Origin of the sequence: Agrococcus jejuensis (assembly GCF_900099705.1) — a bacterium.
Classification (GTDB): Bacteria; Actinomycetota; Actinomycetes; order Actinomycetales; family Microbacteriaceae; genus Agrococcus; species Agrococcus jejuensis.
In genome coordinates this window covers 1,813,145-1,839,744 of sequence record NZ_LT629695.1, presented here as the reverse complement: position 1 = coordinate 1,839,744, position 26,600 = coordinate 1,813,145, and the positions used below count along the sequence as shown (strand labels likewise).

The window sequence follows — 26,600 nt, the reverse complement described above, 5'->3', positions numbered from 1 at the left end:
AGGGCTGGCGTGCTCCGCCACCGTACGCTACCTTCGTTGGAACGATCAAATGGATCGATCGAATCCACGCCACGACGGCGGGATGCGAGGCACGAGGAGGTGCGGGATGAGCGCGACGCTCGCCGACGTGGCCGCGAAGGCCGGCGTCTCTCGCCAGACCGTGTCGAACGCGATCAACACCCCGCGCATCGTGCACCCCGCGACCCTCGAGCGCGTCATGGCCGCCGTCGCCGAGCTCGGCTACGCCCCCAACCTCCACGCGCGCCGCCTGCGCACGTCGTCGGCACGCACGATCGGCATCCGCCTCGAGCGGCACGACGACGGCATCCACGGCGTGCTGCTCGACCGCTTCCTGCATGCCGTCACCGAGCAGGCCGCGGGCGTCGACCGGCACGTGCTCGTGTTCACGGCCGACGACGCCGACGCCGAGGTCGCGCAGATCCGGTCGCTGTCGCAGCGCAGCCTCGCCGACGCGTTCGTGCTCACCTCGACCGACCACCGCGACCGCCGCGTCGACGCGCTCGCCGAGGCCGGCATCCCCTTCGTCGCCTTCGGCCGCCCGTGGGATGACGGATCGGCGCCGCACTCGTGGGTCGACGTCGACGGCCGCGCAGGCACGCGCGAGGCCACCGAGGCGAGCCTCGCGACCGGCGACCGCGTCGCGTTCCTCGGCTGGCCGGAGGGATCGGGCGCGGGCGACGAGCGCCGCGGCGGCTGGCGCGACGCGATGACGGCAGCGGGCCTCGAGCCCGACCTCGACCGCGCCGTGCACGACGACCCCGCCGAGGCGCAGGCCGCCGCCGCCGAGCTGCTCGCCGCCGGCGCCACGAGCATCGTGTGCGCCTCCGACACCCTCGCACTCGGCGCGATCGGCGCGCTCTCGCGGGCCGACGCATCCGTGCCCGTCGTCGGCTTCGACGACACGGGCGTCGCCGCGGGCCTCGGCTTCTCGAGCATCGACCAGAACCTGGGCGCCGTCGCCGCAGCCGTGCTCGAGCTGCTGCACGGCGAGCCCGCCCACCGTCTCGTGACCCCGCGCCTGCACCGGCGCGCGAACCCACGCTGGGGACTCCCGGCACAGCAGTCGGCGCACGCCGACGGGAAGGATGCATCATGACGCATCGCAGGAGGCAAGGACGCGCCCTGCAGATCGCAGCGATCACCGGCATCGGAGCCATCGCGCTCGCCGGCTGCTCGGGCGGCGGCAGCGGAGGCGGCGGCGACGAGCCGCTGCAGGTGCTCATCGGCACGTCGGGCGACGCCGAGACGCAGGCCGTGCAGGCCGCCGTCGACGCGTGGACCGAGGAGTCGGGCATCGCCGTGGAGGTCGTCGTGGCCTCGGACCTCGGCCAGGAGCTCGCGCAGGGCTTCGCGGGCGACATCCCGCCGGACCTCTTCTACATGTCGTGGGACCAGTTCCAGACGTACGCGGCCGACGACTACCTCGAGCCGTACGCGGCGGGCCTCGACAACGCGGGCGACTTCTACCCGGCGCTCGCCGACACGTTCTCGTACGACGGCGAGCTCATCTGCGACCCGAAGGACTTCTCGACCCTCGGCCTCGTCATCAACACCGACCTGTGGGCGGCTGCCGGCCTGACCGACGCCGACATCCCCACCGACTGGGATTCCCTCGCCACGGTGGCGCAGACCCTGACGACCGATGACACGGTCGGCCTGTCGATGGGTGCCGAGTACGCACGCGTCGGCGTCTTCATGGAGCAGGCGGGCGGCGGTCTCATGACCGACGACGAGGTCACGGCCGACAGCCCCGAGAACGTCGAGGCGCTGACCTACCTGCAGGGCCTGCTCACCGCCGGCTCGCTCGCATGGCCCGCCGACCTCGGCGCCGGCTGGGGCGGCGAGGCGTTCGGCAACCAGCAGGCGGCGATGGTCATCGAGGGTCCGTGGATCGCGGGCGCGCTCGAGAACGACTTCCCCGACGTCAGCTACCAGATCGCCGAGCTGCCCGCGGGCCCCGGCGGCCAGGGCACGTACACGTTCTCGAACTGCTGGGGCATCCCCGAGGGTGCCGACACGGCCGAGGATGCGGCGAGCCTCGTCGAGTTCCTCACGAGCGACGACCAGCAGCTCGCGTTCTCCGACGCGTTCGGCGTCATCCCCTCGACGGAGTCCGCTGCGGCGACGTACGCGGAGACCTACCCCGAGAACGCGGCCTTCGTCGCCGGCGCCGACTACGCGGTGAGCCCCATCGCGTTCCCCGGTGCCTCCGAGGTGGTCGGCGAGTTCAACACGGTGGTGCCGACGCTCGCGACGGCCGATCCGCAGGCGATCCTCACGACGCTGCAGGGGCAGCTCGAGGACGCCTGGTCCGAGGTGGAGTGACCTGATGGCAACGCGTGCTCCCGCGACGGCGCGGGTGCGACGTCGCGGGAGCACGCGCGGCGGCGAGACGGCAGCCGGCTGGCTGTTCGTCTCGCCCGCCCTCGTGATCGTGGGCGTCTTCCTCATCGCGCCGATCCTGCTGGCCCTGTTCGTGTCGTTCACCGACTGGAACGGCCGCAACTCGCCACTGTTCAACGACCGCGTCGACGTCGTCGGGCTCGAGAACTACCAGGCGATCACGACCGACGACCGGCTCACGCGCGACCTCTTCGGTCGCGCGCTGCGCAACAACCTCTTCTACGTGCTGCTCGTCGTGCCGCTGCAGACGGCGCTCTCGCTCTTCCTCGCCGTGCAGGTGAACCGGCGCCTGCTGCGTGCGAAGGGCTTCTTCCGCACCGCGTTCTACTTCCCGTCGGTGACGTCGTCCATCGCCATCACCGGCGTCTTCCTCTTCCTGTTCCAGGCATCCGGCGCCGTCAACGCCGTGCTCGCGTGGCTGCAGGTCGACGGCCCCAACTGGATGGCCGACCCGCGCGGCGTCGTGCACGTGATCGTGGGCGCGCTCGGCGGCGGGCAGCCGGGCGGATGGGGCGAGCCCGGATTCCTCGGGCAGAGCGCGTGGGAGTGGGCGGCCGGCCCGTCGGTCGCGCAGCTCGTGCTCATCGTCATGGCCGTCTTCACGACCTCCGGCACCTTCATGCTGCTGTTCCTCGCGGGGCTGCAGTCGGTGGGCGCCGAGATCGGCGAGGCCGCGGTCATGGATGGCGCGAGCCCCCGCCAGGCGTTCTTCAGCGTGACGCTGCCGATGCTGCGGCCCGTGCTCTTCACCGTGCTGACGCTGGGCCTCATCGGCACGTGGCAGGTGTTCGACCAGGTGTACCTCACGCGCGGCACCCCCGCGGCGGCGACGCTGACGAGCCCCGCGTACATGGCGTACGACCAGGCGTTCACCGAGAACGAGCCCGGCATCGCCGCCGCGATCGCGTTCGTGCTCTTCCTCATCATCATCGCGTTCTCGCTGCTGCAGCGGTTCATCCTGCGCGACCGCGACGAGCCGTCGAAGCCGTTCTGGCGCCGCGGTCCGCGCACGATCGCGAGCGCCGACGGCGGCGTCGCGCAGGGCACCGCGCGACTGAGAGCCGGGGCATCGGGCAAGGGGACGGGCGCATGAGGCAACGTGTGACCGCCGGGCTCGTCGCCGGCTACGTCGTGCTGATCCTGCTCGCCGTCGCCTACCTGTACCCGTTCCTCATCTCCGTCGCGTCATCGTTCAAGACCGACGGCGAGGCCGTGGCGCAGCCGCTGTCGCTCATCCCCGAGACGCCGACGTTCGCCGCCTACGAGCGGCTGTTCACCGGCACGGACATCGGCCTGTGGGGCGTGAACTCCGTCATCGTCACGCTCTCCGTGACCCTCGGTCGCGTCTTCTTCGACTCGCTCGCCGGCTACGCGCTCTCGCGGCTCCGCTTCCGCGGGCGGTCGTGGGTGTTCGGGCTCTTCATCGGCGTCATGGCCGTGCCGACCGTCGTGCTCATGGTGCCGCGCTTCCTCGTGCTCAAGGAGCTCTCGCTCTACGACTCGTACGCGGGCATGATCATCCCGCTGCTGGCGGATGCGGCGGGCATCTTCATCATGAAGCAGTTCTTCGACTCGATCCCCGTGTCGATCGAGGAGGCGGCACGCATCGACGGCGCCGGCGTCTTCCGCACCTTCTGGTCGGTGACGCTGCCCATGGCGGCGCCCGCGCTCGTGACGCTCACGATCCTGTCGTTCCAGGGCTCGTGGAACGAGTTCGCCCACTTCGTCGTCTCGCGCCAGAGCCCCGAGCTCAACACGCTCACGACGGGCGTCGCATCCCTCGTGTCGGGCCAGCTCGGCTCGGGCAGCCAGTTCCCGCTGAAGCTCGCCGCCGCCGTGCTCATGACGATCCCGGTCGCGATCGTGTTCTTCGTCTTCCAGCGCCGCATCATGTCGACGACGGAGGGTGCGGAGAAGGGGTAGGGCGTCAGCCGCCGTCGGCGCCGATGTCCACGCCGACGGTCTCCACGAGCAGGAGCAGGCCGGGATGGGCGTCGTCGATGGCCTCGACGCTCGACGGCACGGGGAACCCGGTGCGGATGCCGACGCGCAGGCGGGCGTCACCCTGGATGCCGAGCTCCGTGACGGCGCCGTCGCGCGTCATCTCGACGAACGCGGCCTCCATCGACGCGCACAGGTCGTCGAACGTCCACGGCACGGCGGGAGCGAGGGACCACGTCGGCGTCGCGTAGCCAGCGGCTTCGATCCGCTGCACGGCTGCGACGACGAGCGCCTCCGGATCGACGGCGTCGGCACTCGGCGTCACGGTGGCGTGCATGCCCTCCGGGGCGACCATCGCGATCTCGGCGCCGTCGAGACCGACGAGCTCCATCTGCAGGGCATGCGCGCCCCACGCGAGGTCCATGGGCGGGAAGATCCCCGACGCGAGCCGGCAGTCGAACGACTCCGGCAGAGGATCGACCTGCGGCTCGGCCGTCTCCGACGGCGCTGGCGACGGGGAGGCGGTGGTCGACGGGGACGGGCTGAGGTCCGGCTCCGGCGCGCTCGAGCATCCGGCGAGCGCGAGCAGCATGACGGCCGCAGCGGCCCCGCGAGCCCAGAGGGTGCTCGTCTCCATGCCCGATCATGTCCGGCACGGGCGATCGGTCACGAGGATCGCCGGCGGGGCCTCCCCCAACAGCCAAGGACCCGTTCGCCCCCAGACCGCTCGGTGAGGTGCGAACGCAGTGAGCCTCGAAGCGAGCCCACCGAAGCCGACGGGACCCTTTCGAGGCTCGCTGCGCTCGCACCTCAAGGGCCGGTTTGGGGGAGGAACGCGAACGCGCCCCGCACCATCCGGTGCGGGGCGCGTCGTGCGTCAGGCTGCGGTCAGCTGCCGAGCGCGTCGGCGATGAGGCCAGAGACCTCGTCGATCGCGTACAGCTGCGACAGGGGCGAGCCGAGCGAGTAGGCCGACGAGATGTCGCCGTCGATGACCACGGCGTGGCCCTCGGCGACGGCCGGGATGGCCTGCCACTGCGGGTCGTCGGTGATCTCGGACGACTCGATGAAGATCGGGAACGCGATGATGAGGTCGGCGTCGAACGTGTCGAGCTCCTCCTGCGACACGTTCACCGAGAAGCCGCCGTCGCTGGGCTCCATGGCCGCGATCGCCGGGTTCAGCACGAAGCCGAGGCGCTCGAGGAACTCGACGCGCTCGGTGCCGTCGATGTAGGCGCCCCAGCCCTCGCTCGTGCGGGTCGCGGCGGTGGCCGTGAGGCCCTCCCACTCGGGGTGCGCGTCGGCGGCAGCCGTGAAGGCGTCGTCGATCTCGGTGGCGAGGTCGGCGCCGGCCTGCGGCACGCCCAGCGCTGCCGAGATCATCTCGAGCTGCTGCGCGGGCGTCGTGAGGTACGACTCGCCGCCCTCGGGCACGCCGATCGTCGTCGCGATCTCGGACAGGCGGTCGTAGCGGTCCTGCTCGCCCGAGCCCTTGACGTCGAGGATGAGGTCGGGCTCGAGCGCCGCGATCGCCTCGTAGTCGGGCTCGAGCGTCTCGATGATCGTGGGCGCCTGGTCGTAGAGGCCCTCGGCCCACGGGCCGACGCCCTCGCCGCCGAAGCCGAGCCAGTCGGATGCGCCGACGGGCTGGCCGCCGAGCGCGAGCACGGTCTCGGCGTCGCCCCAGCCGAGGGCGACGATGGTGGTGGGCTGCTCGGTGATCTCGACGTCGCCGAAGAGCGTGGGGATGGTCGCGGGGTACGCGCCCTCCTCGACGGCGGGGCCGGAGGCGGCGTCGGTGGGCTCGTCGGTCGACGTGCCTGCCGAGCAGCCGGCGAGGGCGAGCGCGGCAGCCGTGGCGGCTGCGAGCGCGATGAGGGGTCGGCGCATGGGTGCTCCTGCACAGATGGTGGATCGACGCACGCGACGGCGTGCGGAGGTGAGGCAAGCCTAACCGTAGGATGCATGCGTGACCGCGGCCGTCGACGCCACCACCGTCGCGACTCGCTCGCGCCGGGGCGTCGTCGTGCGCATCGCATCCCTCGTCGGCGCCCTCGTGCTGCTGACCGCCGCGATCGCCGCGAGCATGTTCGTGGGCGCACGCGACGTGCCGCCCGACCTCGTCGTGCACATCCTGCTGGGCGGCGACGCATCGGTGCAGGACACCGACGCCGTGCTGGGCCTGCGTCTGCCGCGCACGATCGCGGCCGTGCTCGTCGGGGCCGCGCTCGGCGTGGCCGGCGCGCTCATCCAGGCGCTCACGCGCAATCCGCTCGCCGACCCGGGCCTGCTGGGCGTCACGAGCGGCTCGTCGTTCGCGGTCGCGATGGGCGTCGCGCTCTTCGGCATCACGTCGCCCGCGCAGTACGTGTGGATCGCGCTCATCGGCGCCGGCATCGCGACGACGCTCGTGATGGCGATCGGATCCGTGGGGCGCGGTGGCGGGGATCCCGTGCGCATCGTGCTCGCGGGCGTCGCGATCGGCGCCGTGCTCGCCGGCATCGTCGCGGGCCTGCGCCTGTCGAACCCGCGCACGTTCTCGGTGCTGCAGGTGTGGGAGTCGGGCCGGCTCGACAACCGCGGCTGGGACGTGCTGCTGCCGATCCTGCCCATCCTCTGCGTGGGCCTCGTGCTCGCGCTCGTGCTGTCGCCCGCGCTCGACGTGCTGGCCCTCGGCGACGACCTCGCGTCGTCGCTCGGCGCCCGCGTCGGCATCGTGCGCACCGGCACCGTGATCGCGGTGTCGATCCTCGCCGGCTCGGCGACGGCCGTGGCGGGGCCGCTCGCGTTCCTCGGGCTCATGGTGCCGCACGTCGGCCGCTTCCTCGCGGGCCCGCGCAACGGCTGGATCGTGATCCTGTCGGCGCTCATCGCGCCCGTCATCCTCATCGTCTCCGACATGCTCGCGCGCGTCGCGCTCACGAACGGCGAGCTGCCCGTGGGCGTCGTGCTGGCGTTCGTCGGCGCCCCCGTGCTCATCGTGCTCGCCCGCCGACGACTGGGAGGCCGGTCGTGACCGCCGTCGTCGGCACGCGCGCCGACGTCGTCGCGCTCGCGCGCACGAGGCGCCGCCGGGGCTACGCGATCGCGATCGTCGTGCTCGCCGGGCTGTTCGTCGCGGGCCTCACGATGGGCTCGTTCCCGATCGCGCCGTGGGAGGTGCCCGGCGTCATCCTCGACCCGGACGCCGGATTCGGTCGCCGCGTCGTGCTGGAGTGGCGCCTGCCGCGCACGCTCGCCGCGCTGGCGTTCGGTGCGGCGCTCGCGCTGTCGGGCGCCGTGTTCCAGACCCTGTCGCGCAACCCGCTCGGCTCGCCCGACGTCATCGGCTTCTCGACCGGCGCCTACACGGGCGCCATCGTGGCGGTCGCGCTCGCCGGCCAGGCGACCTTGTCGGTCACGGGTGGCGCCCTCGTCGGCGGCCTCGCCACCGCGGTCGTCGTCTACGCCCTCGCGTACAAGCGCGGCCTGTCGGGCTTCCGCCTCGTGGTCGTGGGCATCGGCGTCACGGCGATGCTGCATGCCGTCAACACGTGGCTGCTGCTGCGGCTGCAGCCCGAGGTGGCGATGAGCGCCGCGATCTGGGGCGTCGGCTCGCTCGGCGGCGTCACGTGGTCGCAGCTCGCGCTCGCCGCGCTGCCGCTCGCCGCCGCGGTCGGCTTCCTGCTCATCGCCCTGCCGGCGCTGCGCCAGCTCGAGCTCGGCGACGATGCCGCCCGCGCGCACGGCCTGCGGCTCGAGCCCGCGCGCCTCGGCATCCTCGCCATCGGCGTCGCCCTCACCGCCATCGTCACCGCCACCACCGGTCCGATCGCGTTCGTGGCGCTCACGGCGCCGCAGATCGCGAAGCGCCTCGTGGGCGGCTCGGGCCTGCCGCTCGCCGCATCCGCCATCGTCGGCGCCGCGCTGCTGCTCGCCGCCGACCTCGTGGCGCAGCACGCGCTCACCGACATCCCGGCGGGCGTCGTCACCGTCGTGCTCGGCGGCGTCTACCTCGTGGCGCTGCTCGTGCGGGAGGCGCGACGCGCATGGTGAATCCCTCTGCCTCGAACGGAGCCGACATGACCGCATCCACGCCCCTGCTCGCGCAGGACGTGACGCTCGGCTACGACCGCCGCACGGTCGCGACGAACCTGACGGTGGGCATCCCGGACGGGTCCTTCACGGTGATCGTGGGGCCAAATGCGTGCGGCAAGTCGACGCTGCTGCGCTCGCTCGCGCGGCTGCTGAAGCCCGAGGCCGGCGCGGTGCTGCTCGACGGCAAGGACCTGCGGAGCCAAGCGCCCAAGGAGGTCGCGCGCCGCGTCGGCCTGCTGCCGCAGACGGCGACGGCACCCGAGGGCATCACGGTCGTCGACCTCGTGCGCCGCGGCCGCTACCCGCACCAGTCGCTGCTCAAGCGGTGGAGCGCCGACGACACGCACGCCGTCGAGACGGCGATGGAGCGCACCAACGTGGCGTCGCTCGCCGACGTGCCGGTCGACGAGCTGTCGGGCGGCCAGCGGCAGCGCGTGTGGGCGGCGATGGCGCTCGCGCAGGAGACGCCGCTGCTGCTGCTCGACGAGCCGACGACGTACCTCGACGTCGCGCACCAGATCGACCTGCTCGACCTGTTCGCCGACCTGCACCGCCAGGGCTCGACGATCGTCGCCGTGCTGCACGACCTCAACCACGCCGCCCGCTACGCGACGCACCTCATCGCGATGCGCGACGGCGAGGTCATCGCCCAGGGTCCGCCGATGGAGATCGTGACCGCCGAGCTCGTCGAGCGCGTGTTCGGCCTGCCGTGCGTCGTGATCGACGACCCGGTCACGGGCACGCCGCTCGTGGTGCCGCGCTCGGGGGCGCCGGGACTGGAGGGCTAGGGGCCCTCCCTCGAGGCTGCTCCTCATCAGCTGGTCGAGGAGCGCGCGAGCCCCCTGGGCGAGCACGCGTCACGAGACCACGTGACGGCCGCTCCCGCCCGGCCATGCGCGTGGTCGCGTCGGGCGGGCACGTCGCGTGGTCTCGTGACGGCTCCTCGCCTGCGGCTCGGGGCCTCCTCGACCAGCTGGTGGGAGCAGCGGCTCGCACGACGAAGTGCAGACGGGGGCTAGCACGCGCACGCAAGCCCGCCCGCGGCTGAGCGTTGCTCGATACCGTGGATGCGTCCCCACGCACTCGATTCGAGCTGGAGCATCCGCATGCCCGAGCCCATGTCCCGCCTGCGCGCCGACTGGTCGCCCGCCGTCGTCTGGCGCGGGCTGAACAAGCCCGTCTTCATCCCGGCCGTCGTCCTCGTCTTCGGCCTCGTGATCTTCGCGATCGTCTACGGCCAGACCGGCGGCGACGCGTTCGCGCAGCTGAACGCCATCATCACCGAGGGCGTGGGCTGGTGGTACGTGCTCGCCGCGACCGGCTTCGTCGTGTTCGCGCTGTACTGCGGCCTGTCGCGCATCGGCCAGATCAAGCTGGGCCGCGACGACGAGGAGCCCGAGTTCTCGACGCTGTCGTGGTTCACGATGCTCTTCAGCGCCGGCATGGGCATCGGCCTCGTGTTCTACGGCGTCGCCGAGCCGCTGTCGCACATGATGACGCCGCCGGTGGGCGCGGGCGTCGAGCCCGGCACGGGCGAGGCGGGCCGCACCGCCATGGACCTCACCCTCTTCCACTGGGGCCTGCACGCGTGGGCGATCTACGTCGTCGTCGGCCTCGGCCTCGCGTACATGACCTTCCGACGCGGGCGTCCGCTGTCGATCCGCTGGCTGCTCGAGCCGCTCATCGGCCGCACGCGCACCGAGGGCTGGATCGGCCACGCGGTCGACGTCGTCGCGATCGTCGGCACCCTGTTCGGCGTCGCGACGTCGCTCGGCTTCGGCGTGCAGCAGATCACCGCCGGCCTCGAGTTCCTCGGCTGGATCGAGGGCACGCCCACGTTCACGATCGTCGCGATCGCCGTCATCACCGGCATGGCGACGCTCTCGGTCGTCTCGGGTCTCGACAAGGGCCTCAAGTGGCTGTCGAACGTCAACATGTCGCTCGCAGCGCTGCTCGCGGTGTTCGTGCTGCTGCTCGGGCCGACGCTCGTCATCCTGCAGGCGATCGTCGCCAACACCGGCAGCTACGTCGCATCGCTGCCCGGGCAGATGCTCGAGACGTTCCCGCTCGCGAACGACTCGTGGTCGGGCGACTGGACGATCTTCTACTGGGGCTGGTGGATGAGCTGGGCCCCGTTCGTGGGCATGTTCATCGCGCGCATCTCGCGCGGCCGCACCATCCGCCAGTTCGTCATGGGCGTGCTGCTGGCGCCGACGGCGATCGGCATCCTGTGGTTCACGATCTTCGGCGACTCGGCGATCATCCGACAGCTCGCCGAGGGCGACATGCTCGTCGACGGCGCCGTCGACACGAACACGTCGCTGTTCCACCTCCTCGACACGCTGCCCCTGTCGACGATCACGAGCGTGCTGGCGATCCTCGTCATCGTGTTCTTCTTCGTGACGTCGTCGGACTCGGGCTCGCTCGTCATCGACATCCTGTCGACGGGCGGCGACACCGAGACGCCGCGCCTCACGCGCGTGTTCTGGTCGGTGACCGAGGGCATCGCTGCTGCCGCGCTGCTGCTCGTCGGCGGCTCGGCGTCGCTCACGGCGCTGCAGACGACGTCGATCGCGACGGCCGTGCCGTTCTCGATCATCATGGCGCTCGCGTGCATCTCGCTGCTGCGCGCCTTCCACTACGAGGTCGCGTCGACGCCGCGCTACGTCCGCGCGCGCATCGCCTCGGGCGGCGACGTGGGCTCGGCGGTCGCCGAGGCCGTGGGCGCCGCGGAGGGCGGAGGCCGGAGCACGGGATGGCGACGCGGGATCCGCGACTTCTCGGCGACGTTCGCGGGGCTGTCGAAGAGCAGCCCGCAGCCATCGACGCAGCAGGAGACCGGCGAGGGTGAGTTCCTCGTCGCGCTGCACACGGTGCCGAGCGAGGCGGTCGACGTGGATGCGCGCACGGGCGTCGCGACCTACGACGAGGACCGCGCCGTGCAGGACCCGATCGCGGGCGAGGTCTTCGACACCCCCGAGTTCGCGGCGTCGCACGCGGGGCACCTGCTGGAGATGGAGGGCGAGTCGAAGCCGCGCGAGGAGGATGCGGCGAAGGACGAGGAGCGCTGAGGGACGATTCGCCCCCACCAGCTGGTCGAGGAGGCCCCGAGCCGCAGGCGAGGAGCCGTCACGAGACCTCGTGACGTGCCCGCTCGGCGCGACCATGCGCGTGTCTGAGCGGGAGCGGCGGTCGCGTGGTCTCGTGACGCGTGCTCGCTGCGCTCGCGCGCTCCTCGACCAGCTGGTGTGGCCGCCCCAGTGACCGCTCCTTGAGGTGCGAACGAAGCGAGCCTCGAAAGGTGCCCGCCGTCGACGCTGGGACCCTTTCGAGGCTCGCTTCGCTCGCACCTCAAGGGCCGGTGAGGGCAACGTTCCGCGAGGATGGAAGGGCCGCGGAGTCGGCGGCTGCCTACCGCCCGACCTGCGCCGCCAGCAGCGTCACGAGCTCGTAGACGACGTGGCTCGCGGCGATGCCCGTGAGCTGCGCGTGGTCGTACGCCGGCGACACCTCGACGACGTCGGCGCCGACCACGTGCAGGTCGGACAGCGCCCGCACCATGCGCAGCAGCTCGCGGCTCGTGAGCCCACCCGCCTCGGGCGTGCCCGTGCCCGGCGCGTGCGCTGGGTCGAGCACGTCGATGTCGATCGACACGTACACGGGCCGGTCGCCGAGCCGCGCGCGCATCCGCTCGATCACCGACGCGACGCCCTCCTGCTCGACGAGCTCGCTCGACAGCACCTGGAAGCCGAGGCGCTCGTCGTCGACGAGGTCCTGCTTCGAGTACAGCGGCCCGCGCGTGCCGACGTGGCAGCTGGCGGTGAGGTCGATGAGGCCCTCCTCGCTCGCGCGGCGGAAGGGCGTGCCGTGCGTGACCGGCGCGCCGAAGTACGTGTCCCACGTGTCGAGGTGCGCGTCGAAGTGCAGCACCGCGACCGGCCCGTGCCGCTTCGTCACCGACCGCAGCAGCGGCAGCGCGATCGTGTGGTCGCCGCCGATCGTCACGATGCGCGGCGCGCGCTCGGCGAGCGCATCCGCCGCCCGCTCGACCTCGCCGACGGCCTCGTCGATCGCGAACGGGTTCACGGGGATGTCGCCCGCATCCACCACCTGCGCGACCGCGAACGGCGACACGTCCTGCGCCGGGTTGTAGGGCCGCAGCAGCCGCGACGCCTCGCGCACGTGGCTCGGGCCGAAGCGCGCGCCGGGCCGGTAGCTGACGCCGGTGTCGAACGGGATGCCGACGACGGCGACGTCGGCGCGCGGCACGTCCTCGATGCGCGGCAGGCGCGCGAACGTGGCGATGCCGGCGTAGCGCGGCACGACGGAGGCGTCGACGGGGCCGACGGGGGTCGGGGTGGGCTCGGTCATGCCTGCTCCTCGGTGTCGGTCTCGGATGCGGTCGGGTCGGATGCGCTCGCCTCGAGCGCCGCCTGCGGCACGTGCACGAGCTGCACGCCGCCCTCGGCGACGCTCGAGCGGATCGCTGCAGCCACCTCCGCGTGCGTCGACGCGCGACGCCCGACGGCGCCGAACGCGGTCGCGAGCGCGACCCAGTCGGGCTGCACGAGGTCGACGCCGATGGGCGCGATGCCGCGGTCGACCTCGTTCTGCTTGATCTCGGCGTAGCCGCCGTTGTCGACGCACACGATCGTGAGGTCGAGGCGCTGCTCGAGCGCCGTGACGAGCTCGTTGACGCAGAACATCAGCGCGCCGTCGCCGAGCACGGCCACGACGGGACGCGAGGCGTCGGCGACGCGTGCGCCGATCGCGGCGGGCAGGCCGTAGCCGAGCGTCGCGTAGGTCGGCGTGTAGAGCAGCGAGTGCGGGCGCGACTGGCGCAGCGCGTTCGCGAGCGCCATGTAGACGATCTGCGACGAGTCGCCCGCGACGATCGCGTCGGCGGGCAGCGCCTCGGCGATCGTGTCGGCGAGCGCGACGGTCTCGGGCAGCGCCGCGCGGCGCTCGGCGTCGATCGCGGCGCGCGCCGCGGCGAGGTCGGGCGCGGGGCGCAGGCGGCGGTCGGCGGGCGTGCCGTCGAGCAGGTGCTCGAGCACGGCCGCGGCGTCGCCGACGATGCCGACGGTCGCGGCGAGGTTCTTGTGCAGCTGGGCGGCGGAGACGTCGATGCGCACGACCTGCCCGCGGGCTGCGACCCGCGGCGCCCACAGCTCGGCCTCGCCGAGCTTCGAGCCCACGACCACGAGCACGTCGGCATCCTCGGCCACGTCGCGCGCGGCGGCGAGGCGCAGGTTCGCGCCGAGCGACAGCGGGTGGTGCTCGTCGACCGCGCCCTTGCCGTTGAGCGTCGTGAGCACGGGGGCGCCGAACCGCTCCGCGAGGCGCACGAGCTGCGCCCCCGCACGCGTCGCACCGCCACCGGCGACGATCACGGGCCGCTGCGCCTGCCGCAGCAGGTCGGATGCGGCGCGCACGGCGGCCTGCTCCCCCGCCTCCGCGGCGGGCGCGGGACGCGGCGCACGGGCGGCGGCGCTGACGTCGGCGGGCGCCTCGAGCACGTCGAGGGGGATCTCGATGTGCACGGGCCGGGGGCGGCCGGTGCGGAAGAGCGCGAACGCGTCGTGCACGGCGTCGACGGCCTCGGCCGCCGTGCGCACGCGCCGCGACCAGGCCGCCACGGCGCCGGCCATCGCCGACGCATCCTTCGTCTCGTGCAGCGTGCCGACGTCGGCGAACTCGGCGCCGAGCGCGACGCCCGGCGACAGCACGATCATGGGTCGCGACTCCGCGAACGCCGTGCCGACGGCGCTCATGGCGTTCTGCAGGCCCGGCCCCGACGTCGTGATGACGACGCCCGGCAGGCCGGTCTGCTGCGCCCAGCCGTCGGCGCCGTAGCCCGAGCCCTGCTCGTGCCGGTTCGTGACGGCGCGCATGCCGAGCTCGGCGAGCGGCCGGTACAGCTCGAGGCTGTGGGTGCCGGGGATGCCGAACACGGCGTCGACCCCGTAGCCGCGGATGGTCTCGAGCACCGCGCGTCCCGCGGTGTCGGCGTACTGCTCGTGCTGGCCGACGTCGGTCATCGTGCTGCCTCCCAGCGCCTCGCGCCACCGACCCACGTCTGCAGCACGTCGATGCTCGCGATCGCCTCGGCGTCGACGGCGAGCGGGTCGTCGGAGAGCACCGCGAAGTCGGCGCACTTGCCGACCTCGAGCGACCCGAGGTCGTCCTCGCGGCCGAGCGTGATGGCGCCCTCGATCGTGTGGGCGCGCAGCGCCGCGATGGCGGGGATGCGCAGGCCGTCGCCGCCGAGGCGGTGCCCGCGCTGCGTGAGCCGCGTGACGGCGGTCTCGATCGCCTCGAGTGGGATGGGCTCCGCCACCGGCGCATCCGACGAGATCGTCACGGGCACGCCCGCCGCCACGAACTCGCCGAGCGGGTTGAAGCGCTCGCCCGGGGTGCCGATCGCCTGCTCCACGCCCTCGCCCCAGTTGCGGTAGTGCTGCGGCTGGTTCACGGGGCGGATGCCCGCGGCCGCCATGCGCCGGATCTGGTCGGGCGTCGGCAGGCCGCAGTGCTCGATGCGGTGGCGCGCGTCGGCGTCGGGATGCTCGGCCAGCGCGGCCTCGAGCGCATCCACGACCATGCCGATCGCCGTGGGCGACTGCGCGTGCGTCGCGGTCTGCAGGCCGGCGGCGTGCGCGCGGCGGATGAGCTCGGCGTACTCCGCGGGCTGGTGGTACAGCTGCCCCGTGCGACACGGATCGCCCACGTAGCCGTCGGGGAAGTACGCCGTCCAGCCGCCGAGCGTGCCGTCGGCGTACAGCTTGATGCCGGCGAACGACAGGTGCGCGTTGCCGAACGCGCCCACGAGGCCCATCTCGAGCGCCTCGTCGAGCAGGTGCGACAGCAGGTACATCGACACGCGCACGGGCAGGCCGCCGTCGGTGCCCGCGAGCCGCAGGTACATGTCGAGCTCGCGGCGCGACACCTGGCAGTCGCCGATCGCCGTGACGCCGCCGGCGAGGAAGCGCTCGGTCGCGGCGGCGAGCTGCCGCAGGTGCTCCTCGGGCTCGTCGGCGAGATGGAAGTTGGGGCCGTGATGCCCGACCTTCACGCCGCTGACGCCCGTGAGCACGTTGCACGCCGCATCCGACAGCTCGCCCGTGAGCTCGCCGTCGGCGCCGCGGAAGAAGGTGCCGCCCGCCGGGTCTGGGGTGTCGCGGTCGACGCCGCCGGCCGCGAGCGCGAACGAGTTCACCACGCCGCCGTGGCCCGACGCATTCATGAGGTAGACCTCGCGGTCGGTCGCGACCTCGTCGAGCTCGAACCGCGTCGGATGCCGCTGCTCGGCGAGGTTGCGGTGCTCGTAGCCGTACCCGCGCACCGGCCGGCCCTCGGGCATCCGCTCGGCCGCCGCACGCAGCAGCGCGACGATCTCGGGGATGCTGCCGGCCTGCTCGGGGCCGCAGTCGACCCACGTCATCATCTGCCCGAACATGAGCGGATGCGCGTGCGCGTCGACGAAGCCCGGCACCACCACCGCATCCCCCAGCTCCACGCGCTCGGGGGCGAGGCCCGCATCCCGAGCCGCGGCCTCGCAGTCGGCGAGGGTGCCGACGGCGAGGATGCGGCCGTCGTCGAGCAGCATCGCCTCGGCGGTGCCGTCGTGCGCGTCGGCCGTGTGGATGGTGCGGGCGACGACGATCGTGGGCGCCGACTGGGCGGGGCGGTCGAAGGGGGCGAGCTTCCTCATCGGATCGTGTGCTCCGTCGTGTCGGTGCGGGCGGTGAACGACTCGGTCACGGGGGCCTCGTCGGAGTGCTGCGGTGCGAAGTGCGTGCAGACGGCGGCGATGGCGGCCATGGCCGTGAACATGCCGAGCACCGACCAGACGCTGCCGGTCCAGCCCACGAGCAGGGTCGCGAACCAGGGCGAGAAGCCGGCCCACACCGCGGCGCCGACGCCGTAGCTGAGCGCGATCGACGTGTAGCGCGCCTGCGGGCGGAACATCTGCGCGAGGATCGCCGCGATCGGCGCGTACGTGCCGCTGAGGGCGATGCGCACGAGCGACGCGAGCAGGAAGACGAGCGGCTCGAGGCGGCCGGGCATGACGAGCAGGAAGGGCACGAACGTCGCGACCGAGGTGATGAGGCCCAGGTACATGACCCGCTTGCGGCCCCACTTGTCGCCGAGCCACGCGATGGGCAGCGTGACGAGGAACTCGACGAACGACGCGACGGTCATGGCGTCGAGGATGAGCGTCTCGCTGATGCCCACGTTCGGGCTCGTCGCGTACGACGTCGCGAACGTGGTCGCGAGGTAGTAGCCGCCGGTCGAGATCGGCAGCAGGCCGATGCCGAGCAGGATGGGCAGCCAGTTCGAGCGCAGCGCGAACGCGAGCGGCATCGACTGCTTGCGACCCTCGACCTTCTCGGCGAACACGGGCGACTCCTCGACCCGGTACCGCACCCAGAGGCCGACGCCGACGAGCACGATCGACAGCAGGAAGGGGATGCGCCAGCCGCCGTCGCGGATGAAGTCGTCGCCGATGCGCGACATGATCGCGAAGATGCCGGAGGCGAGCAGCGCGCCGGCGGGGTTGCCGAGCTGCGTGAAGCCGCCGTAGAACGTCTTCGACTTCGCGGGCGCGTGCTCGACGCTCATGAGCACGGCGCCGCCCCACTCGCCGCCGACAGCGAGGCCCTGCAGGGCGCGCAGCGCGATGAGCAGGATCGGCGCGAGGATGCCGACGTCGGAGTAGGTGGGCAGCAGGCCGACGGCGACCGTCGCGATGCCCATGAGCATGAGCGTGATGACGAGCGATCGGCGACGGCCGAGCTTGTCGCCGATGTGGCCGAAGATGATGCCGCCGAGGGGGCGCACGAGGAAGGCGACGGCGAAGGTCGCGAACGCCGCTGCCGTCTCGGCGACGGGGTCGTCGCTGGGGAAGAAGAGCGGGCCGAACACCAGGGCGGCGGCGGTCGCGTAGACGTAGAAGTCGTACCACTCGATGGTGGTGCCGACGAATGCGGCGAACCCGGCCTTCCTGGCCCGGGTGGTCTGCTGTGCGGTCATGGCGCCCGCTCCTTCGCGGTTCGAGACGGATGCCGGGGAGCGTACGCGCGTCTGGGGTGCTGGTCCAGCGCAGAACTCTGGTGCATCGCGTCTCGCGCTGGCGTTCTGGACGCTTCTTGGTGCAGGAGTCGCCCTTGCGGACCCTCCTTGGGTTCGTATGCTGGAGTCCTGCACGCGCTGTCGCGCGTTGTCCGGTTTCTCGCGGAGGTGCCCGTGGACGTCGACGTCGAGCTCGTACGGGCCCTGCAGGAGGACGGCCGCGCGAGCGTGCAGCAGCTCGCCCAGCGCCTGGGCCAGCCGCGCGCGAGCGTCGCATCCCGCCTCGCGCGCATGCTCGACTCGGGCGCCGTGCGCGTCGTCGCCGCCGTCGACCCCGCCTTCCTCGGCCAGCACGTGCTCGCCCACGTGTCCGTTCGGGTCGACGGCCCCGTCGAGCCCGTCGCCCAGCACCTGCGCGGCCTCGCCGAGACCGTGCTCGTCTCGGCCGTCGGCGGCACGTACGACCTCGTGACCGAGGTGCGCGTCGGATCCATGCCGCAGCTGCACGACCTGCTCGCCGACCTGCGCGCCGTCGCGGGCGTCGCCGACATCTCGACGCTCGTCTACACGGCCGTCGCGAAGGGCTTCTTCGTGTCGGACTACCGCGGCGACCTCGTGATCGACGACGTCGACACCGCGCTCATCGAGCTGCTGCAGCGCGACGGGCGGATGCGGTACCGCGCGCTCGCCGAGGCCGTGCGGCTGTCGCCGTCGGCCGTGACGACGCGCGTGCAACGGCTCGTCGCCGCCGGCGTCATCACGATCAGCGCCGTCGAGGCACGCGGCCTCACGCATCGGCAGCTGTCGATGGGCGTCGGCCTGCACCTCACGGGCGACGACGACGCCGTGCTGGCGGCGCTGCGCGAATGGCGCGGCGTCGACTTCGCCGCACGCACCATCGGCCGCTTCGACGCGGTCGCGACGCTCGTCGAGCCGTCGGCGGGCGCGCTGTACGCGAGCCTCGACCGCCTGCGCGGCCTGCCGGGCGTCGCGCGCCTCGAGGCGTGGCTGCACCTCGCGGTCGTGAAGGAGGACTACGCGAGGACGCTGCGCCCGGCGGTGGGGTGACCCCTCACCAGCTGGTCGAGGAGCGCGCGAGCCCCTGGGCGAGCCCGCGTCACGAGACCACGCGACCGCCGCTCGTGCCGAGCCACGCGCACGGTCGCGTCGAGCGGGCACGTCGCGTGGTCTCGTGACGGCTGCAGCCTTCGGCTGCGGCCTCCTCGACCAGCGGCAGGGAACCCAAGTTGCCCCGCACGCACCCGGCACGGGATCGTAGGGGCGTGCCGATCCCCCGCATCGCGACCGTGAGCGTCGCCGCCCTCGCGGCCCTGACGCTCGCCGCGTGCCAGGGCGGCCCGTCGCCCGACCCGACGTCGTCGGAGCCCGCATCCGGCCCGTCGCTGCGCATGCTCGTCGACGGCACGCCCGCCGAGGTCGACGTGCTGCAGACCCAGGTGGATGCGTGGAGCGAGACGTCGGGCTCCGACGTGCGCATCGTGCTCGCGTCGGACCTCGAGCAGCAGCTCGCGGAGTCGTTCGCGAACGCGAACCCGCCCGACGTGTTCGCGCTGCCCACGACGAGCCTCGAGCGCTACGAGGGCTACCTCGAGCCGTACGGCCGCTTCGCCGACGCGGGCGACATCGTGCCGTCGCTGCTCGACGTGGTGTCCGATGGCAGCGAGCTGCAGTGCGTGCCGCGGTCGGCGGATGCGACGACGCTCGCGATCTCGGAGCAGGCGTGGGCGGATGCGGGCCTCACCGACGCCGACGTGCCGACCACGTGGGAGCAGCTCGAGACGATCGCCGGCGCGCTCACGACCGACGACGCCGCGGGCCTCGCGATCGACCCCGACGCCGAGCACCTCGGCGCACTGCTGGCGCAGGCGGGCGGGGCGCTGGTCGACGAGTCGGGCGCCGTCGCCGACTCCCCCGAGAACGCCTCCGCGCTCGACCTCGCGGTGCGGATGCACGACGCGGGCGCGCTCGCCTGGCCGTCGGACCTCGGCGCCTCGTCGGCGGCGGCGGCGTTCGCGACGGGCGAGGCGGCGATGGCGTACGTCGACCTGGGCGACCTGCTCGCGGCCGAGGCCGCGGCGCCGGCCCCGAGCGAGACGCCCGACCCGACCTCCTCCGACGAGCCCGAGCGCATCGAGCCGACGGAGACGCTCGACGCGTCGGACGCGCCCGAGTCGGAGGGCGTCGACGAGAGCGCCGACCCGTCGGCGTCGCCCGACGCATCCGCATCCACCGACTCCGCTCCCGACGCGGCGGCGCTGCTCGACGGCGTGCGCCTCGTGCCGCTGCCCGCCGGCCCCGCGAACGCCGCGGCGTTCGCCTCGTCGTCGTGCTGGGCGATCCCTGCAGACACGCGCACGGGCGACGAGGCGCGCGATCTCATCGCCTTCCTCACGCAGGCCGGCCAGCAGGTCGAGCTCGCGGATGCGACGGGCACGGTGCCGGTCACGACGACCGCCGGTGCGACGTTCGCCGAGCAGCATCCCGAGCGCGCGGCGGTCGTCGCGGCGGTCGCGGGCGGCGCAGACATGGCGACGGTGCTCGGCCCGGCCGAGGCGACGGATGCGCTCGACGAGACGCTCGCGACGCTCGCGTCGGCGGAGCCGGGCGAGGCCGACGTGGCGGCCTTGCTCGCCGACCTGCAGACGCGCCTCGAGCAGCAGCTCGAGTAGCGCGGGTGTCCAGGCTCGCTGCCTAGCCTGGTGCCATGACCGGATCCCGCGCCGCGTTCCTGCCGCTCGCGATCGTGTTCGGTGGTGCCGCGCTGCTGTTCTTCATCGCCGAGCAGCCCGTCTGGATGGCGTTCGCACCGATGGCCTTCACGTTCCTCGTGCTGGGGCTCGTGCGCAGCGGCGACGAGCCCGACGACGAGGAGTCGACGCCCGACGCGTCGTGACGCTGCGCGCATGACGAGGGCCCGTGGTCGCACCACGGGCCCTCGTCGGCTGCTCAGGGGTGCAGCAGCACCTTCGTCCAGCCATCCTCGCGGCGGTCGAAGCGCTCGTACGCATCCACCGCGTCGTCGAGGCCGACCTCGTGCGACACGATCCACGACGGCGTCGCACGGCCGGCGACGATGAGGTCGCGCAGCTGGCGGTCGTAGCGCTTCACGGGCGCCTGTCCGGTGCCGAGCTGCTGGCCCTTCGTGAAGAAGGTGCCGAAGTCCCAGCCGATCCGCCCCTCGGCGGCACGCTCGTCAGGAGCACCCGGATCCTCGGGCACGAAGACGCCGACGACGCCGATGCCGCCGTGCACCTGCACGGCCTGCACGAGCGCGTCGAGCGTCGCCTCCGGGTGCTCGTCGCCCTGCGGGTCGTGCGCCTGCCAGCCGACGGCTTCGACGCCGCGCTCCGTGCCGGCACCGCCGGTCGCCTCGAGGATCTGCTCGACGGGGTCGCCCTTCGAGTCGTCGATCGGGATGGCGTCCGCGCGCTCGGCGAGCGCGAGACGGTCGGGGCGGCGGTCGACGACGAACACCTCGCGCGCACCCATGATGCGCGCGCTGTGCGCGGCCATGAGGCCCACGGGTCCCGCGCCCATGATGGTGACGCGATCGCCGGGCGCGAGTCCCGACATCGCGACGCCGTGCCAGCCGGTGGGGAAGATGTCGGAGAGCATGGCGAAGTCGAGCTCGTGCTCGTCGCCCTCCGGCAGCCGCAGGAGGTTGAAGTCGGCGTACGGCACGCGCAGGCGCTCGGCCTGACCGCCGCGATACGGGCCCATGTTCGCGTAGCCGTACGCGGCGCCCTGCATGCCCTCGTTCGGGTTCGTGCGCTCGCAGAACGACGTCCAGCCTGTGAGGCACGACCGGCACGAGCCGCAGGCGACGTTGAACGGCACGGCGACGCGGTCGCCGACGCGGATGCGCTCGACGCCGGGGCCGACCTCCTCGACGATGCCCATGTTCTCGTGCCCCAGCACGGTCCCCGCCTCGACCGCGGTACGCCCCTCGTACATGTGCAGGTCGGAGCCGCAGATGTTCGTGGTGGTGATGCGCACGACCGCATCGGTGGGAGCCTCGATCGTCGCGTCGGGAACCTCCTCGAGCGCGACCTCCTTCGGGCCTCGATAGACGATGGCTCGCATGGCGTCCTCCTCTTCGTCGTGGTGGTCGTCCCACGGTCGCAGCGGTCGACGCGTCGCACGACGGCCTTGCGCGCGGCCCACGGACCCCGTACCGCGCACCCACGCAAGGCCGCCGGCGCCGACGCGTGCCGACGCACTTCGACCAGGAGCGCGCAACCCCCGACGCCGGCGACGGACACCGGCCTACGCTCGCCCAATGCGCCGACTCGTCGCCGCCGTGCTCGCGGCGCCCGTGCTGCTGCTCGCCGGGTGCGGGCTGCAGATCCCCGTCGATCCCGACGGCACGCTCGACGACGTGCGCGGCGGCACGCTGCACGTGGGCGTCTCGCCGCACGAGGGATGGGCCGAGGTCGTCGACGGCCAGGGCGTCGGCCGTGAGGCCGAGCTCGTCGAGGGGTTCGCCGACTCGCTCGACGCGCAGGTCGAATGGACCGAGGGCGGCGAGGAGCACCTCATGGAGGCGCTCGAGGCCGGCGACCTCGACCTCGTGATCGGCGGGCTCAGCGACGCGACGCCGTGGACGACCCATGCGGCGATCACCCGCACGTACCTCACGACGACCGACGAGACCGGCGCCTCCACGAACCACGTCATGGCGACGCCGCTGGGCGAGAACGCCTTCCTCGTGGCGCTCGAGACCTTCCTCACCGAGGAGCTGCGGTGACGACGCGCACGGCGTCGTTCGGCGCGACCGAGCTGCCGGAGCGCGAGCGCGACCTGCTGCGTCGCGCCGTGCGCCTCGAATGGGTCACCCTCGCGTTCCTCGCGGTGACCGTGACGCTCGTGTACCTCACGGTCGGCAGCTCGCAGGCGATGCGCGCGGCGTTCTTCGAGGACCTGCTGTCGTTCATCCCGCCGATCGCGTTCCTCGTCGCCGTGCGCATCATCCGCACGGCGCCGAGCGAGCGGTTCCCGTACGGCCTGCACCGCACCGTGGGCATCGGCCACCTCGTGTCGGCGGTCGCGCTCACGGGCATGGGCACGTTCCTCATCGTGGAGTCCATCTCGACGCTCGTCGCCGCCGAGCACCCGACGGTCGGCACCGTGGTCGTGCTCGGACACGTCGTGTGGCTCGGCTGGCTCATGATCGGCGTCATGGCGCTCACGATCGTGCCGCCCATCGTCATCGGCCGCATCAAGATCCGGCTCGCCGAGCGGCTGCACGACAAGCTGCTCTACGCCGACGCCGACATGAACAAGGCCGACTGGACGACCGCGGTCGGGTCGATCGTCGGCGTCACCGGCATCGGGCTCGGCATCTGGTGGCTCGACTCGGCGGCCGCGCTCTTCATCGCCGTCGGCATCCTGCGCGACGGGCTGCGCAACCTGCGCATCGCCGTGCTCGACCTCATCGACCATCGCGCGACGACCGTCGACCACGACCGCCCGCATCCGCTCGAGGAGCGGCTGACGCAGCGGATGCGCAGGCTCGCGTGGGTGTCGGATGCGGGCTGCCGCGTGCGCGACCAAGGGCATGTGCTGCACGCGGAGGTCTTCCTCGTCGCGCGCCGGGGTCGCGTGTCGCAACGTCGGCTCGACCACGCCGCGCGCGCAGCCCGCTCGCTCGACTGGAAGCTGCAGGACGTCGTGATCGTGCCGGTCGCCGAGGTGCCCGAGGACGTCACGGGCGGCCGTCGTCGAGCGGCTGCGATCGGTGGAGTCGAACGCGACTGAGGCCGCGTCGGCAGCAGCCGGCGCGCATTCCTCGTGCTGGGGCTCGTGCGGAGCGGCGACGAGCCAGACGACGACGGATCGACGCCCGACGCGTCGTAGCGCCGCGTCCCGGCACGTGTGCGCGGCTCAGTCGAGCTGCACCGTGCCGCTCTCGCCGCCCTTCGGCTCGCCCGTCACCCTCGAGGTGACGAGGCTCACGAGCGTCGCGAGCCGGCCGGGGCTGTCCCAGTACTGGGCGCTGGCGGAGTCGACCTTGAGCAGCGTCGCCTTCGACTCCCGCGGGCCCTCGGGGAACCACGCGTCGACCACCGGGTTCCACAGCGACTCGAGCAGCGCCGGGTCGTCGACGACCGCCGCCGTGCCCGAGATCGACAGCCACGACGAGTCCCCGCTGAACGAGACGCCCACCGCCGGGTCGACGCCCACGTGCTGCACGAGCGGCGCGTCGCCGCCCACGATGAACCACAGGTCGCCGTCGAACTCCCGCTCCTGCACCGTCAGCGGATGCGCCTGCAGCATCCCCTGCTCGTCGCGCGTCGTGAGCATCGCGAACCGGAATCCCTCCAGCATCGCCTGCACCTGCTCGAGCTCGGTCTTCGCCATCGTCGGCTCCTCTCATCGGTCGTCCCAGGCTCGCGAGCACCACCCCGACCGCGCGCCCCGTTGCGGATCGCGAGCGCGCGTGCTCCCCTGCGCGCGCATCCGCAAGGCCCTGCGCCGGATGCGGGCGGCCGACATCGTGGAGGCATGGCCGACCTCCACGTGACCCTGCCCTCCGGCACCGTGCTCGCGCTCTCGAACGCGGGCACGCCGTTCGCCGAGGACCTCGTGATCCTCTGCAACCCGCGTGAGGTCACGGGGTTCGTCGATCCCGACCCCTCGGTGACCGTGCGGCATCCCGTGCATCTGCTCGTCGCGGATCCGGTGGTGCAGGATGCGGAGGTCGTCGTGACGCCGCAGCAGCATGCGGCTGCGATCGCCGAGTACGTGCGCGAGGCGCGGCAGACGGGTGCGCGCACGGGCGCGCAGGATCTGCAGCGCATCGGCGTCGTCGGCTGGGGCAGCGGCGCGCTGCTCGCGGCGGCGCTCGTGCTCGACCACTCGGAGCTGTTCGCCAACGTGGCGCTCATCGCGCCCGACCTCGGCGAGGAGGGCACGCACGACGAGCCGCTGCCCGACACCGGCGACGGCCCGTCTGTCGGCACGCTCGGCGACCGCCTCGCGCGGGGCCTCGAGCCCGACGAGGACATGGCGGAGCTGTCGAGCGACGGCGCCGAGTCGATCGCTCAGCGGTGGGCGAGGGTGCCCGTCGCGGGTGCCGTGCTCGTCATCGATCCCGAGCGGCCGGCGGACGCGAGCACGACGGACGTCGAGTGGGCCACGGGCGCGCTCGTCGGCGAGTGGGATCGGGTGCTCACCCACGTGCAGCACATCCCCGACGACGTGAAGGAGGAGGAGCGTCCATGACGAAGGACCTGTCGAAGGGCGACCGCGTGAGCTGGACGACGTCGCAGGGTCGCACGCAGGGGAAGGTGCTCGAGCGGCGCACGAAGGACTTCCAGCACGACGGCCAGCGCTTCACCGCATCCGATGACGAGCCCGCGTACATCGTCGAGTCCGAGAAGACCGGCGCGACCGCCGCGCACAAGGGCTCGGCGCTGCGGCGGCTGCAGGACTGACGCGGTCACCACGCACGACACGACACGACACGGAGGAAGACGCATGGATCTGGGCATCGCAGGCAAGGTCGCGCTCGTCACGGGCGGAGACTCGGGCATCGGCTGGCACACCGCGCGGGTGCTGCTGGAGGAGGGCGCGACGGTCGTCCTCAGCGACAAGGACGCCGACAGCCTGCGCGAGGCGGCCGATCGGCTCGAGGCCGACGCGGACAGGCTCTTCGCCTTCCCTGCCGACGTGACGAGCGTCGAGTCGCTCGCCGCGCTGCACGCGCGCGTCGCCGAGTCCGTCGGCGAGATCGACATCCTCGTGCAGTCCGCGGGCGTGACGGGTGCGCAGGGCCTCTTCCACGAGATCGACGACGCCGGCTGGGTCGACACGGTCGAGATCGACCTGCTCGGCCCCGTGCGGCTCGTTCGCGAGTTCCTCCCCGACCTGCGCAGCGGCGGCTGGGGTCGGCTCGTGCTGCTCGCGTCGGAGGACGCGGTGCAGCCGTACGACGACGAGCTGCCGTACTGCGCCGCGAAGGCCGGCATCCTCGCGCTGTCGAAGGGTCTGTCGCGCAGCTACGCGAAGGAGGGGCTGCTCGTGAACGCCGTCTCGCCCGCGTTCATCCACACGCCCATGACCGACGCGATGATGGACAAGCGGGCCGACGAGCGCGGCACCGACCGCGACGAGGCCATCGAGTCGTTCCTCGACGAGGAGCGGCCGTACATGGAGCTCGGCCGCCGAGGCGAGCCCGAGGAGGTCGCGGCCGTCATCGCCTTCCTCTGCTCCGACCTCGCCTCGTTCGTGAACGGGTCGAACTATCGTGTCGACGCGGGCTCCGTCGCGACCATCTGACGCGATGGCGCTGCCGACGCTCGTCACGATCCACGGCCTCGGGCTCGACGCCGCGTCGTTCGCGCCGATGCTCGCGCGCGTCGCCACGCGCTTCGACGTGCACGGCGTCGACCTGCCCGGCTTCGGAGCGCGGCGCGATGCGCCGTGGACGAGCGTCGATGCCGTCGCGCACGACGTCGCCCGCGAGATCACCCTTGCTGCGGGCGACGAGCCGTGGATGCTCGTCGGCCACAGCATGGGTGGGCGGATCGCGTCGATCGTCGCCGCGCTGCTGCGCGACGCGGGAGCACCGATGCCCGCCGGCATGGCGCTGCTGGCCCCGTCGCCCGTGACTCGGGAGCCCATGCCGGCGGCGAAGCGCACCGAGATGCTCGATTGGGCGCGCACGGGCGCGATCGACGCGGACGCGGCGCGCGCGTTCGTCGACGCGAACGTCGGCTCGCCGCTGCCTGCGAACCTCGACGCGCGTGCGGTGCGCACCGTGCGATCCGGGGATGCGGCCGCGTGGATCGCGTGGCTCGAGTCGGGCAGCCGCGAGGACTGGCACGAGGAGGTCGGTGCGCTCGACGTGCCGGCGGTCATCGTCGCGGGCGACGCCGACGACGACCTCGGCAGCGCGGCGCAGCCGACCCTGGCGGCCGCGACGCATCCGCGCGCCCGGCACGTCGCGCTGGCGGGAGCGGGGCACCTCATCCCGCTCGAGCGACCCGCCGAGGTCGCCGCGGCGGTCGACGAGCTCTGGCAGCAGCACGCGTGAGTCGGTCGTGGACGCCTCACGCGGC

At 72.8% G+C, this 26,600-nt stretch carries 25 protein-coding genes; 17 read left to right on the top strand and 8 right to left on the bottom strand.

Annotation, left to right across the window (positions count from 1 at the left end; translation table 11 throughout):
* Window positions 1-106: 106 nt before the first annotated feature.
* From BLQ67_RS08780 to BLQ67_RS08765, 4 genes are read left to right on the top strand one after another with little or no spacing between them, the layout of a single operon-like run.
* Window positions 107-1,117 (top strand): LacI family DNA-binding transcriptional regulator, encoded by a 1,011-nt coding sequence (locus BLQ67_RS08780; RefSeq protein WP_172802280.1) that lies wholly within the window; start codon window positions 107-109, stop codon window positions 1,115-1,117.
* Entirely contained in the window at window positions 1,114-2,346 is a 1,233-nt protein-coding gene (locus BLQ67_RS08775) for a sugar ABC transporter substrate-binding protein (RefSeq protein WP_092504289.1), read from the top strand. The genes BLQ67_RS08780 and BLQ67_RS08775 overlap by 4 nt, the downstream gene beginning before the upstream one ends.
* A 4-nt stretch (window positions 2,347-2,350) precedes the next feature.
* Complete coding sequence (locus tag BLQ67_RS08770) at window positions 2,351-3,517, top strand: carbohydrate ABC transporter permease (RefSeq protein WP_092504287.1); 1,167 nt, start codon at window positions 2,351-2,353, stop codon at window positions 3,515-3,517.
* The gene (locus BLQ67_RS08765; protein ID WP_092504286.1) at window positions 3,514-4,347 is read left to right on the top strand and encodes a carbohydrate ABC transporter permease; all 834 of its coding nucleotides are present in this window, start codon (window positions 3,514-3,516) and stop codon (window positions 4,345-4,347) included. The genes BLQ67_RS08770 and BLQ67_RS08765 overlap by 4 nt, the downstream gene beginning before the upstream one ends.
* A 4-nt stretch (window positions 4,348-4,351) precedes the next feature.
* Here BLQ67_RS08765 and BLQ67_RS08760 read toward each other — a convergent pair whose 3' ends face one another.
* Entirely contained in the window at window positions 4,352-5,002 is a 651-nt protein-coding gene (locus BLQ67_RS08760) for a hypothetical protein (RefSeq protein ID WP_092504284.1), read from the bottom strand.
* 251 nt (window positions 5,003-5,253) lie between these two features.
* A complete protein-coding gene (locus tag BLQ67_RS08755) occupies window positions 5,254-6,255 on the bottom strand; it encodes an ABC transporter substrate-binding protein (protein ID WP_092504282.1) in 1,002 nt (333 codons plus the stop codon).
* A gap of 79 nt (window positions 6,256-6,334) precedes the next feature.
* Between BLQ67_RS08755 and BLQ67_RS08750 the strand changes: the two genes are divergently transcribed.
* The 4 genes from BLQ67_RS08750 to BLQ67_RS08735 all read left to right on the top strand — a co-directional run bounded on the left by BLQ67_RS08750 (window position 6,335) and on the right by BLQ67_RS08735 (window position 11,513).
* Window positions 6,335-7,381: a FecCD family ABC transporter permease gene (locus tag BLQ67_RS08750; protein ID WP_197674587.1), complete on the top strand. Its 1,047-nt coding sequence runs from the start codon at window positions 6,335-6,337 to the stop codon at window positions 7,379-7,381.
* Window positions 7,378-8,400: a FecCD family ABC transporter permease gene (locus BLQ67_RS08745; protein ID WP_092504280.1), complete on the top strand. Its 1,023-nt coding sequence runs from the start codon at window positions 7,378-7,380 to the stop codon at window positions 8,398-8,400. The genes BLQ67_RS08750 and BLQ67_RS08745 overlap by 4 nt, the downstream gene beginning before the upstream one ends.
* Window positions 8,401-8,426: 26 nt before the next feature.
* A complete protein-coding gene (locus BLQ67_RS08740; protein WP_092504278.1) occupies window positions 8,427-9,230 on the top strand; it encodes an ABC transporter ATP-binding protein in 804 nt (267 codons plus the stop codon).
* Window positions 9,231-9,548: 318 nt separating this feature from the next.
* Window positions 9,549-11,513, top strand: coding sequence for a BCCT family transporter (locus tag BLQ67_RS08735; RefSeq protein ID WP_197674586.1), 1,965 nt, complete (start codon window positions 9,549-9,551; stop codon window positions 11,511-11,513).
* 340 nt (window positions 11,514-11,853) lie between these two features.
* Here the strand turns inward: BLQ67_RS08735 and speB are convergent, their stop codons facing one another.
* Genes speB through BLQ67_RS08715 form a run of 4 tightly spaced genes read right to left on the bottom strand, consistent with a single transcriptional unit; the run spans window position 11,854 to window position 17,478 of the window.
* Complete coding sequence (gene speB, locus BLQ67_RS08730) at window positions 11,854-12,813, bottom strand: agmatinase (protein ID WP_092504276.1); 960 nt, start codon at window positions 12,811-12,813, stop codon at window positions 11,854-11,856.
* Entirely contained in the window at window positions 12,810-14,483 is a 1,674-nt protein-coding gene (locus BLQ67_RS08725) for a thiamine pyrophosphate-binding protein (protein ID WP_092506856.1), read from the bottom strand. The genes speB and BLQ67_RS08725 overlap by 4 nt, the downstream gene beginning before the upstream one ends.
* The gene (locus BLQ67_RS08720; RefSeq protein ID WP_092504274.1) at window positions 14,480-16,156 is read right to left on the bottom strand and encodes an amidohydrolase; all 1,677 of its coding nucleotides are present in this window, start codon (window positions 16,154-16,156) and stop codon (window positions 14,480-14,482) included. The genes BLQ67_RS08725 and BLQ67_RS08720 overlap by 4 nt, the downstream gene beginning before the upstream one ends.
* Window positions 16,153-17,478 carry an MFS transporter gene (locus BLQ67_RS08715; protein ID WP_092504272.1) on the bottom strand — a complete coding sequence of 442 codons (1,326 nt, stop codon included), beginning with the start codon at window positions 17,476-17,478 and terminating at the stop codon, window positions 16,153-16,155. The genes BLQ67_RS08720 and BLQ67_RS08715 overlap by 4 nt, the downstream gene beginning before the upstream one ends.
* Before the next feature lie 213 nt (window positions 17,479-17,691).
* Here BLQ67_RS08715 and BLQ67_RS08710 point away from each other — a divergent pair, with 213 nt between their 5' ends.
* The 3 genes from BLQ67_RS08710 (at window position 17,692) to BLQ67_RS08700 (ending at window position 20,431) form a co-directional block, all read left to right on the top strand.
* Window positions 17,692-18,585 (top strand): Lrp/AsnC family transcriptional regulator, encoded by an 894-nt coding sequence (locus BLQ67_RS08710; RefSeq protein ID WP_092504270.1) that lies wholly within the window; start codon window positions 17,692-17,694, stop codon window positions 18,583-18,585.
* Between the two features lie 215 nt (window positions 18,586-18,800).
* Window positions 18,801-20,207 (top strand): ABC transporter substrate-binding protein, encoded by a 1,407-nt coding sequence (locus BLQ67_RS08705; protein ID WP_092504269.1) that lies wholly within the window; start codon window positions 18,801-18,803, stop codon window positions 20,205-20,207.
* Between the two features lie 35 nt (window positions 20,208-20,242).
* Window positions 20,243-20,431, top strand: a complete 189-nt coding sequence (locus BLQ67_RS08700; RefSeq protein ID WP_092504267.1) for a hypothetical protein — start codon at window positions 20,243-20,245, stop codon at window positions 20,429-20,431.
* Between the two features lie 53 nt (window positions 20,432-20,484).
* Here BLQ67_RS08700 and BLQ67_RS08695 read toward each other — a convergent pair whose 3' ends face one another.
* Window positions 20,485-21,621: a glutathione-independent formaldehyde dehydrogenase gene (locus BLQ67_RS08695; RefSeq protein WP_092504265.1), complete on the bottom strand. Its 1,137-nt coding sequence runs from the start codon at window positions 21,619-21,621 to the stop codon at window positions 20,485-20,487.
* A gap of 196 nt (window positions 21,622-21,817) precedes the next feature.
* On the opposite strand from BLQ67_RS08695, the gene BLQ67_RS08690 reads away from it, so the two are divergent.
* Together BLQ67_RS08690 and BLQ67_RS08685 are read left to right on the top strand one after the other, a co-directional pair.
* Window positions 21,818-22,285, top strand: coding sequence for a transporter substrate-binding domain-containing protein (locus BLQ67_RS08690; RefSeq protein ID WP_092504263.1), 468 nt, complete (start codon window positions 21,818-21,820; stop codon window positions 22,283-22,285).
* On the top strand, window positions 22,282-23,295 hold the full coding sequence (locus tag BLQ67_RS08685; protein WP_092504261.1) for a cation diffusion facilitator family transporter: 1,014 nt from the start codon (window positions 22,282-22,284) through the stop codon (window positions 23,293-23,295). The genes BLQ67_RS08690 and BLQ67_RS08685 overlap by 4 nt, the downstream gene beginning before the upstream one ends.
* A 126-nt stretch (window positions 23,296-23,421) precedes the next feature.
* Here BLQ67_RS08685 and BLQ67_RS08680 read toward each other — a convergent pair whose 3' ends face one another.
* Window positions 23,422-23,898 (bottom strand): pyridoxamine 5'-phosphate oxidase family protein, encoded by a 477-nt coding sequence (locus BLQ67_RS08680; RefSeq protein WP_092504259.1) that lies wholly within the window; start codon window positions 23,896-23,898, stop codon window positions 23,422-23,424.
* Window positions 23,899-24,042: 144 nt separating this feature from the next.
* On the opposite strand from BLQ67_RS08680, the gene BLQ67_RS08675 reads away from it, so the two are divergent.
* From BLQ67_RS08675 to BLQ67_RS08660, 4 genes are read left to right on the top strand one after another with little or no spacing between them, the layout of a single operon-like run.
* Window positions 24,043-24,762, top strand: a complete 720-nt coding sequence (locus tag BLQ67_RS08675) for a hypothetical protein (RefSeq protein ID WP_092504257.1) — start codon at window positions 24,043-24,045, stop codon at window positions 24,760-24,762.
* Complete coding sequence (locus BLQ67_RS08670; protein ID WP_092504255.1) at window positions 24,759-24,974, top strand: hypervirulence associated TUDOR domain-containing protein; 216 nt, start codon at window positions 24,759-24,761, stop codon at window positions 24,972-24,974. The genes BLQ67_RS08675 and BLQ67_RS08670 overlap by 4 nt, the downstream gene beginning before the upstream one ends.
* A 43-nt stretch (window positions 24,975-25,017) precedes the next feature.
* Window positions 25,018-25,818 (top strand): SDR family NAD(P)-dependent oxidoreductase, encoded by an 801-nt coding sequence (locus tag BLQ67_RS08665; protein ID WP_092504253.1) that lies wholly within the window; start codon window positions 25,018-25,020, stop codon window positions 25,816-25,818.
* A 4-nt stretch (window positions 25,819-25,822) separates the two neighbouring features.
* Window positions 25,823-26,575, top strand: a complete 753-nt coding sequence (locus BLQ67_RS08660) for an alpha/beta fold hydrolase (RefSeq protein ID WP_092504251.1) — start codon at window positions 25,823-25,825, stop codon at window positions 26,573-26,575.
* The last annotated feature ends 25 nt before the right edge of the window (window positions 26,576-26,600 follow it).

Excerpts from the sequence above, each read along its gene's own strand:
- BLQ67_RS08780 (WP_172802280.1), top strand. The coding sequence starts at position 107 with ATGAGCGCGACGCTCGCCGACGTGGCCGCGAAGGCCGGCGTCTCTCGC.
- BLQ67_RS08775 (WP_092504289.1), top strand. The coding sequence starts at position 1,114 with ATGACGCATCGCAGGAGGCAAGGACGCGCCCTGCAGATCGCAGCGATC.
- BLQ67_RS08770 (WP_092504287.1), top strand. The coding sequence starts at position 2,351 with ATGGCAACGCGTGCTCCCGCGACGGCGCGGGTGCGACGTCGCGGGAGC.
- BLQ67_RS08765 (WP_092504286.1), top strand. The coding sequence starts at position 3,514 with ATGAGGCAACGTGTGACCGCCGGGCTCGTCGCCGGCTACGTCGTGCTG.
- BLQ67_RS08760 (WP_092504284.1), bottom strand. The coding sequence starts at position 5,002 with ATGGAGACGAGCACCCTCTGGGCTCGCGGGGCCGCTGCGGCCGTCATG.
- BLQ67_RS08755 (WP_092504282.1), bottom strand. The coding sequence starts at position 6,255 with ATGCGCCGACCCCTCATCGCGCTCGCAGCCGCCACGGCTGCCGCGCTC.
- BLQ67_RS08740 (WP_092504278.1), top strand. The coding sequence starts at position 8,427 with ATGACCGCATCCACGCCCCTGCTCGCGCAGGACGTGACGCTCGGCTAC.
- BLQ67_RS08735 (WP_197674586.1), top strand. The coding sequence starts at position 9,549 with ATGCCCGAGCCCATGTCCCGCCTGCGCGCCGACTGGTCGCCCGCCGTC.
- speB (WP_092504276.1), bottom strand. The coding sequence starts at position 12,813 with ATGACCGAGCCCACCCCGACCCCCGTCGGCCCCGTCGACGCCTCCGTC.
- BLQ67_RS08725 (WP_092506856.1), bottom strand. The coding sequence starts at position 14,483 with ATGACCGACGTCGGCCAGCACGAGCAGTACGCCGACACCGCGGGACGC.
- BLQ67_RS08720 (WP_092504274.1), bottom strand. The coding sequence starts at position 16,156 with ATGAGGAAGCTCGCCCCCTTCGACCGCCCCGCCCAGTCGGCGCCCACG.
- BLQ67_RS08715 (WP_092504272.1), bottom strand. The coding sequence starts at position 17,478 with ATGACCGCACAGCAGACCACCCGGGCCAGGAAGGCCGGGTTCGCCGCA.
- BLQ67_RS08700 (WP_092504267.1), top strand. The coding sequence starts at position 20,243 with ATGACCGGATCCCGCGCCGCGTTCCTGCCGCTCGCGATCGTGTTCGGT.
- BLQ67_RS08695 (WP_092504265.1), bottom strand. The coding sequence starts at position 21,621 with ATGCGAGCCATCGTCTATCGAGGCCCGAAGGAGGTCGCGCTCGAGGAG.
- BLQ67_RS08690 (WP_092504263.1), top strand. The coding sequence starts at position 21,818 with ATGCGCCGACTCGTCGCCGCCGTGCTCGCGGCGCCCGTGCTGCTGCTC.
- BLQ67_RS08680 (WP_092504259.1), bottom strand. The coding sequence starts at position 23,898 with ATGGCGAAGACCGAGCTCGAGCAGGTGCAGGCGATGCTGGAGGGATTC.
- BLQ67_RS08675 (WP_092504257.1), top strand. The coding sequence starts at position 24,043 with ATGGCCGACCTCCACGTGACCCTGCCCTCCGGCACCGTGCTCGCGCTC.
- BLQ67_RS08670 (WP_092504255.1), top strand. The coding sequence starts at position 24,759 with ATGACGAAGGACCTGTCGAAGGGCGACCGCGTGAGCTGGACGACGTCG.
- BLQ67_RS08665 (WP_092504253.1), top strand. The coding sequence starts at position 25,018 with ATGGATCTGGGCATCGCAGGCAAGGTCGCGCTCGTCACGGGCGGAGAC.
- BLQ67_RS08660 (WP_092504251.1), top strand. The coding sequence starts at position 25,823 with ATGGCGCTGCCGACGCTCGTCACGATCCACGGCCTCGGGCTCGACGCC.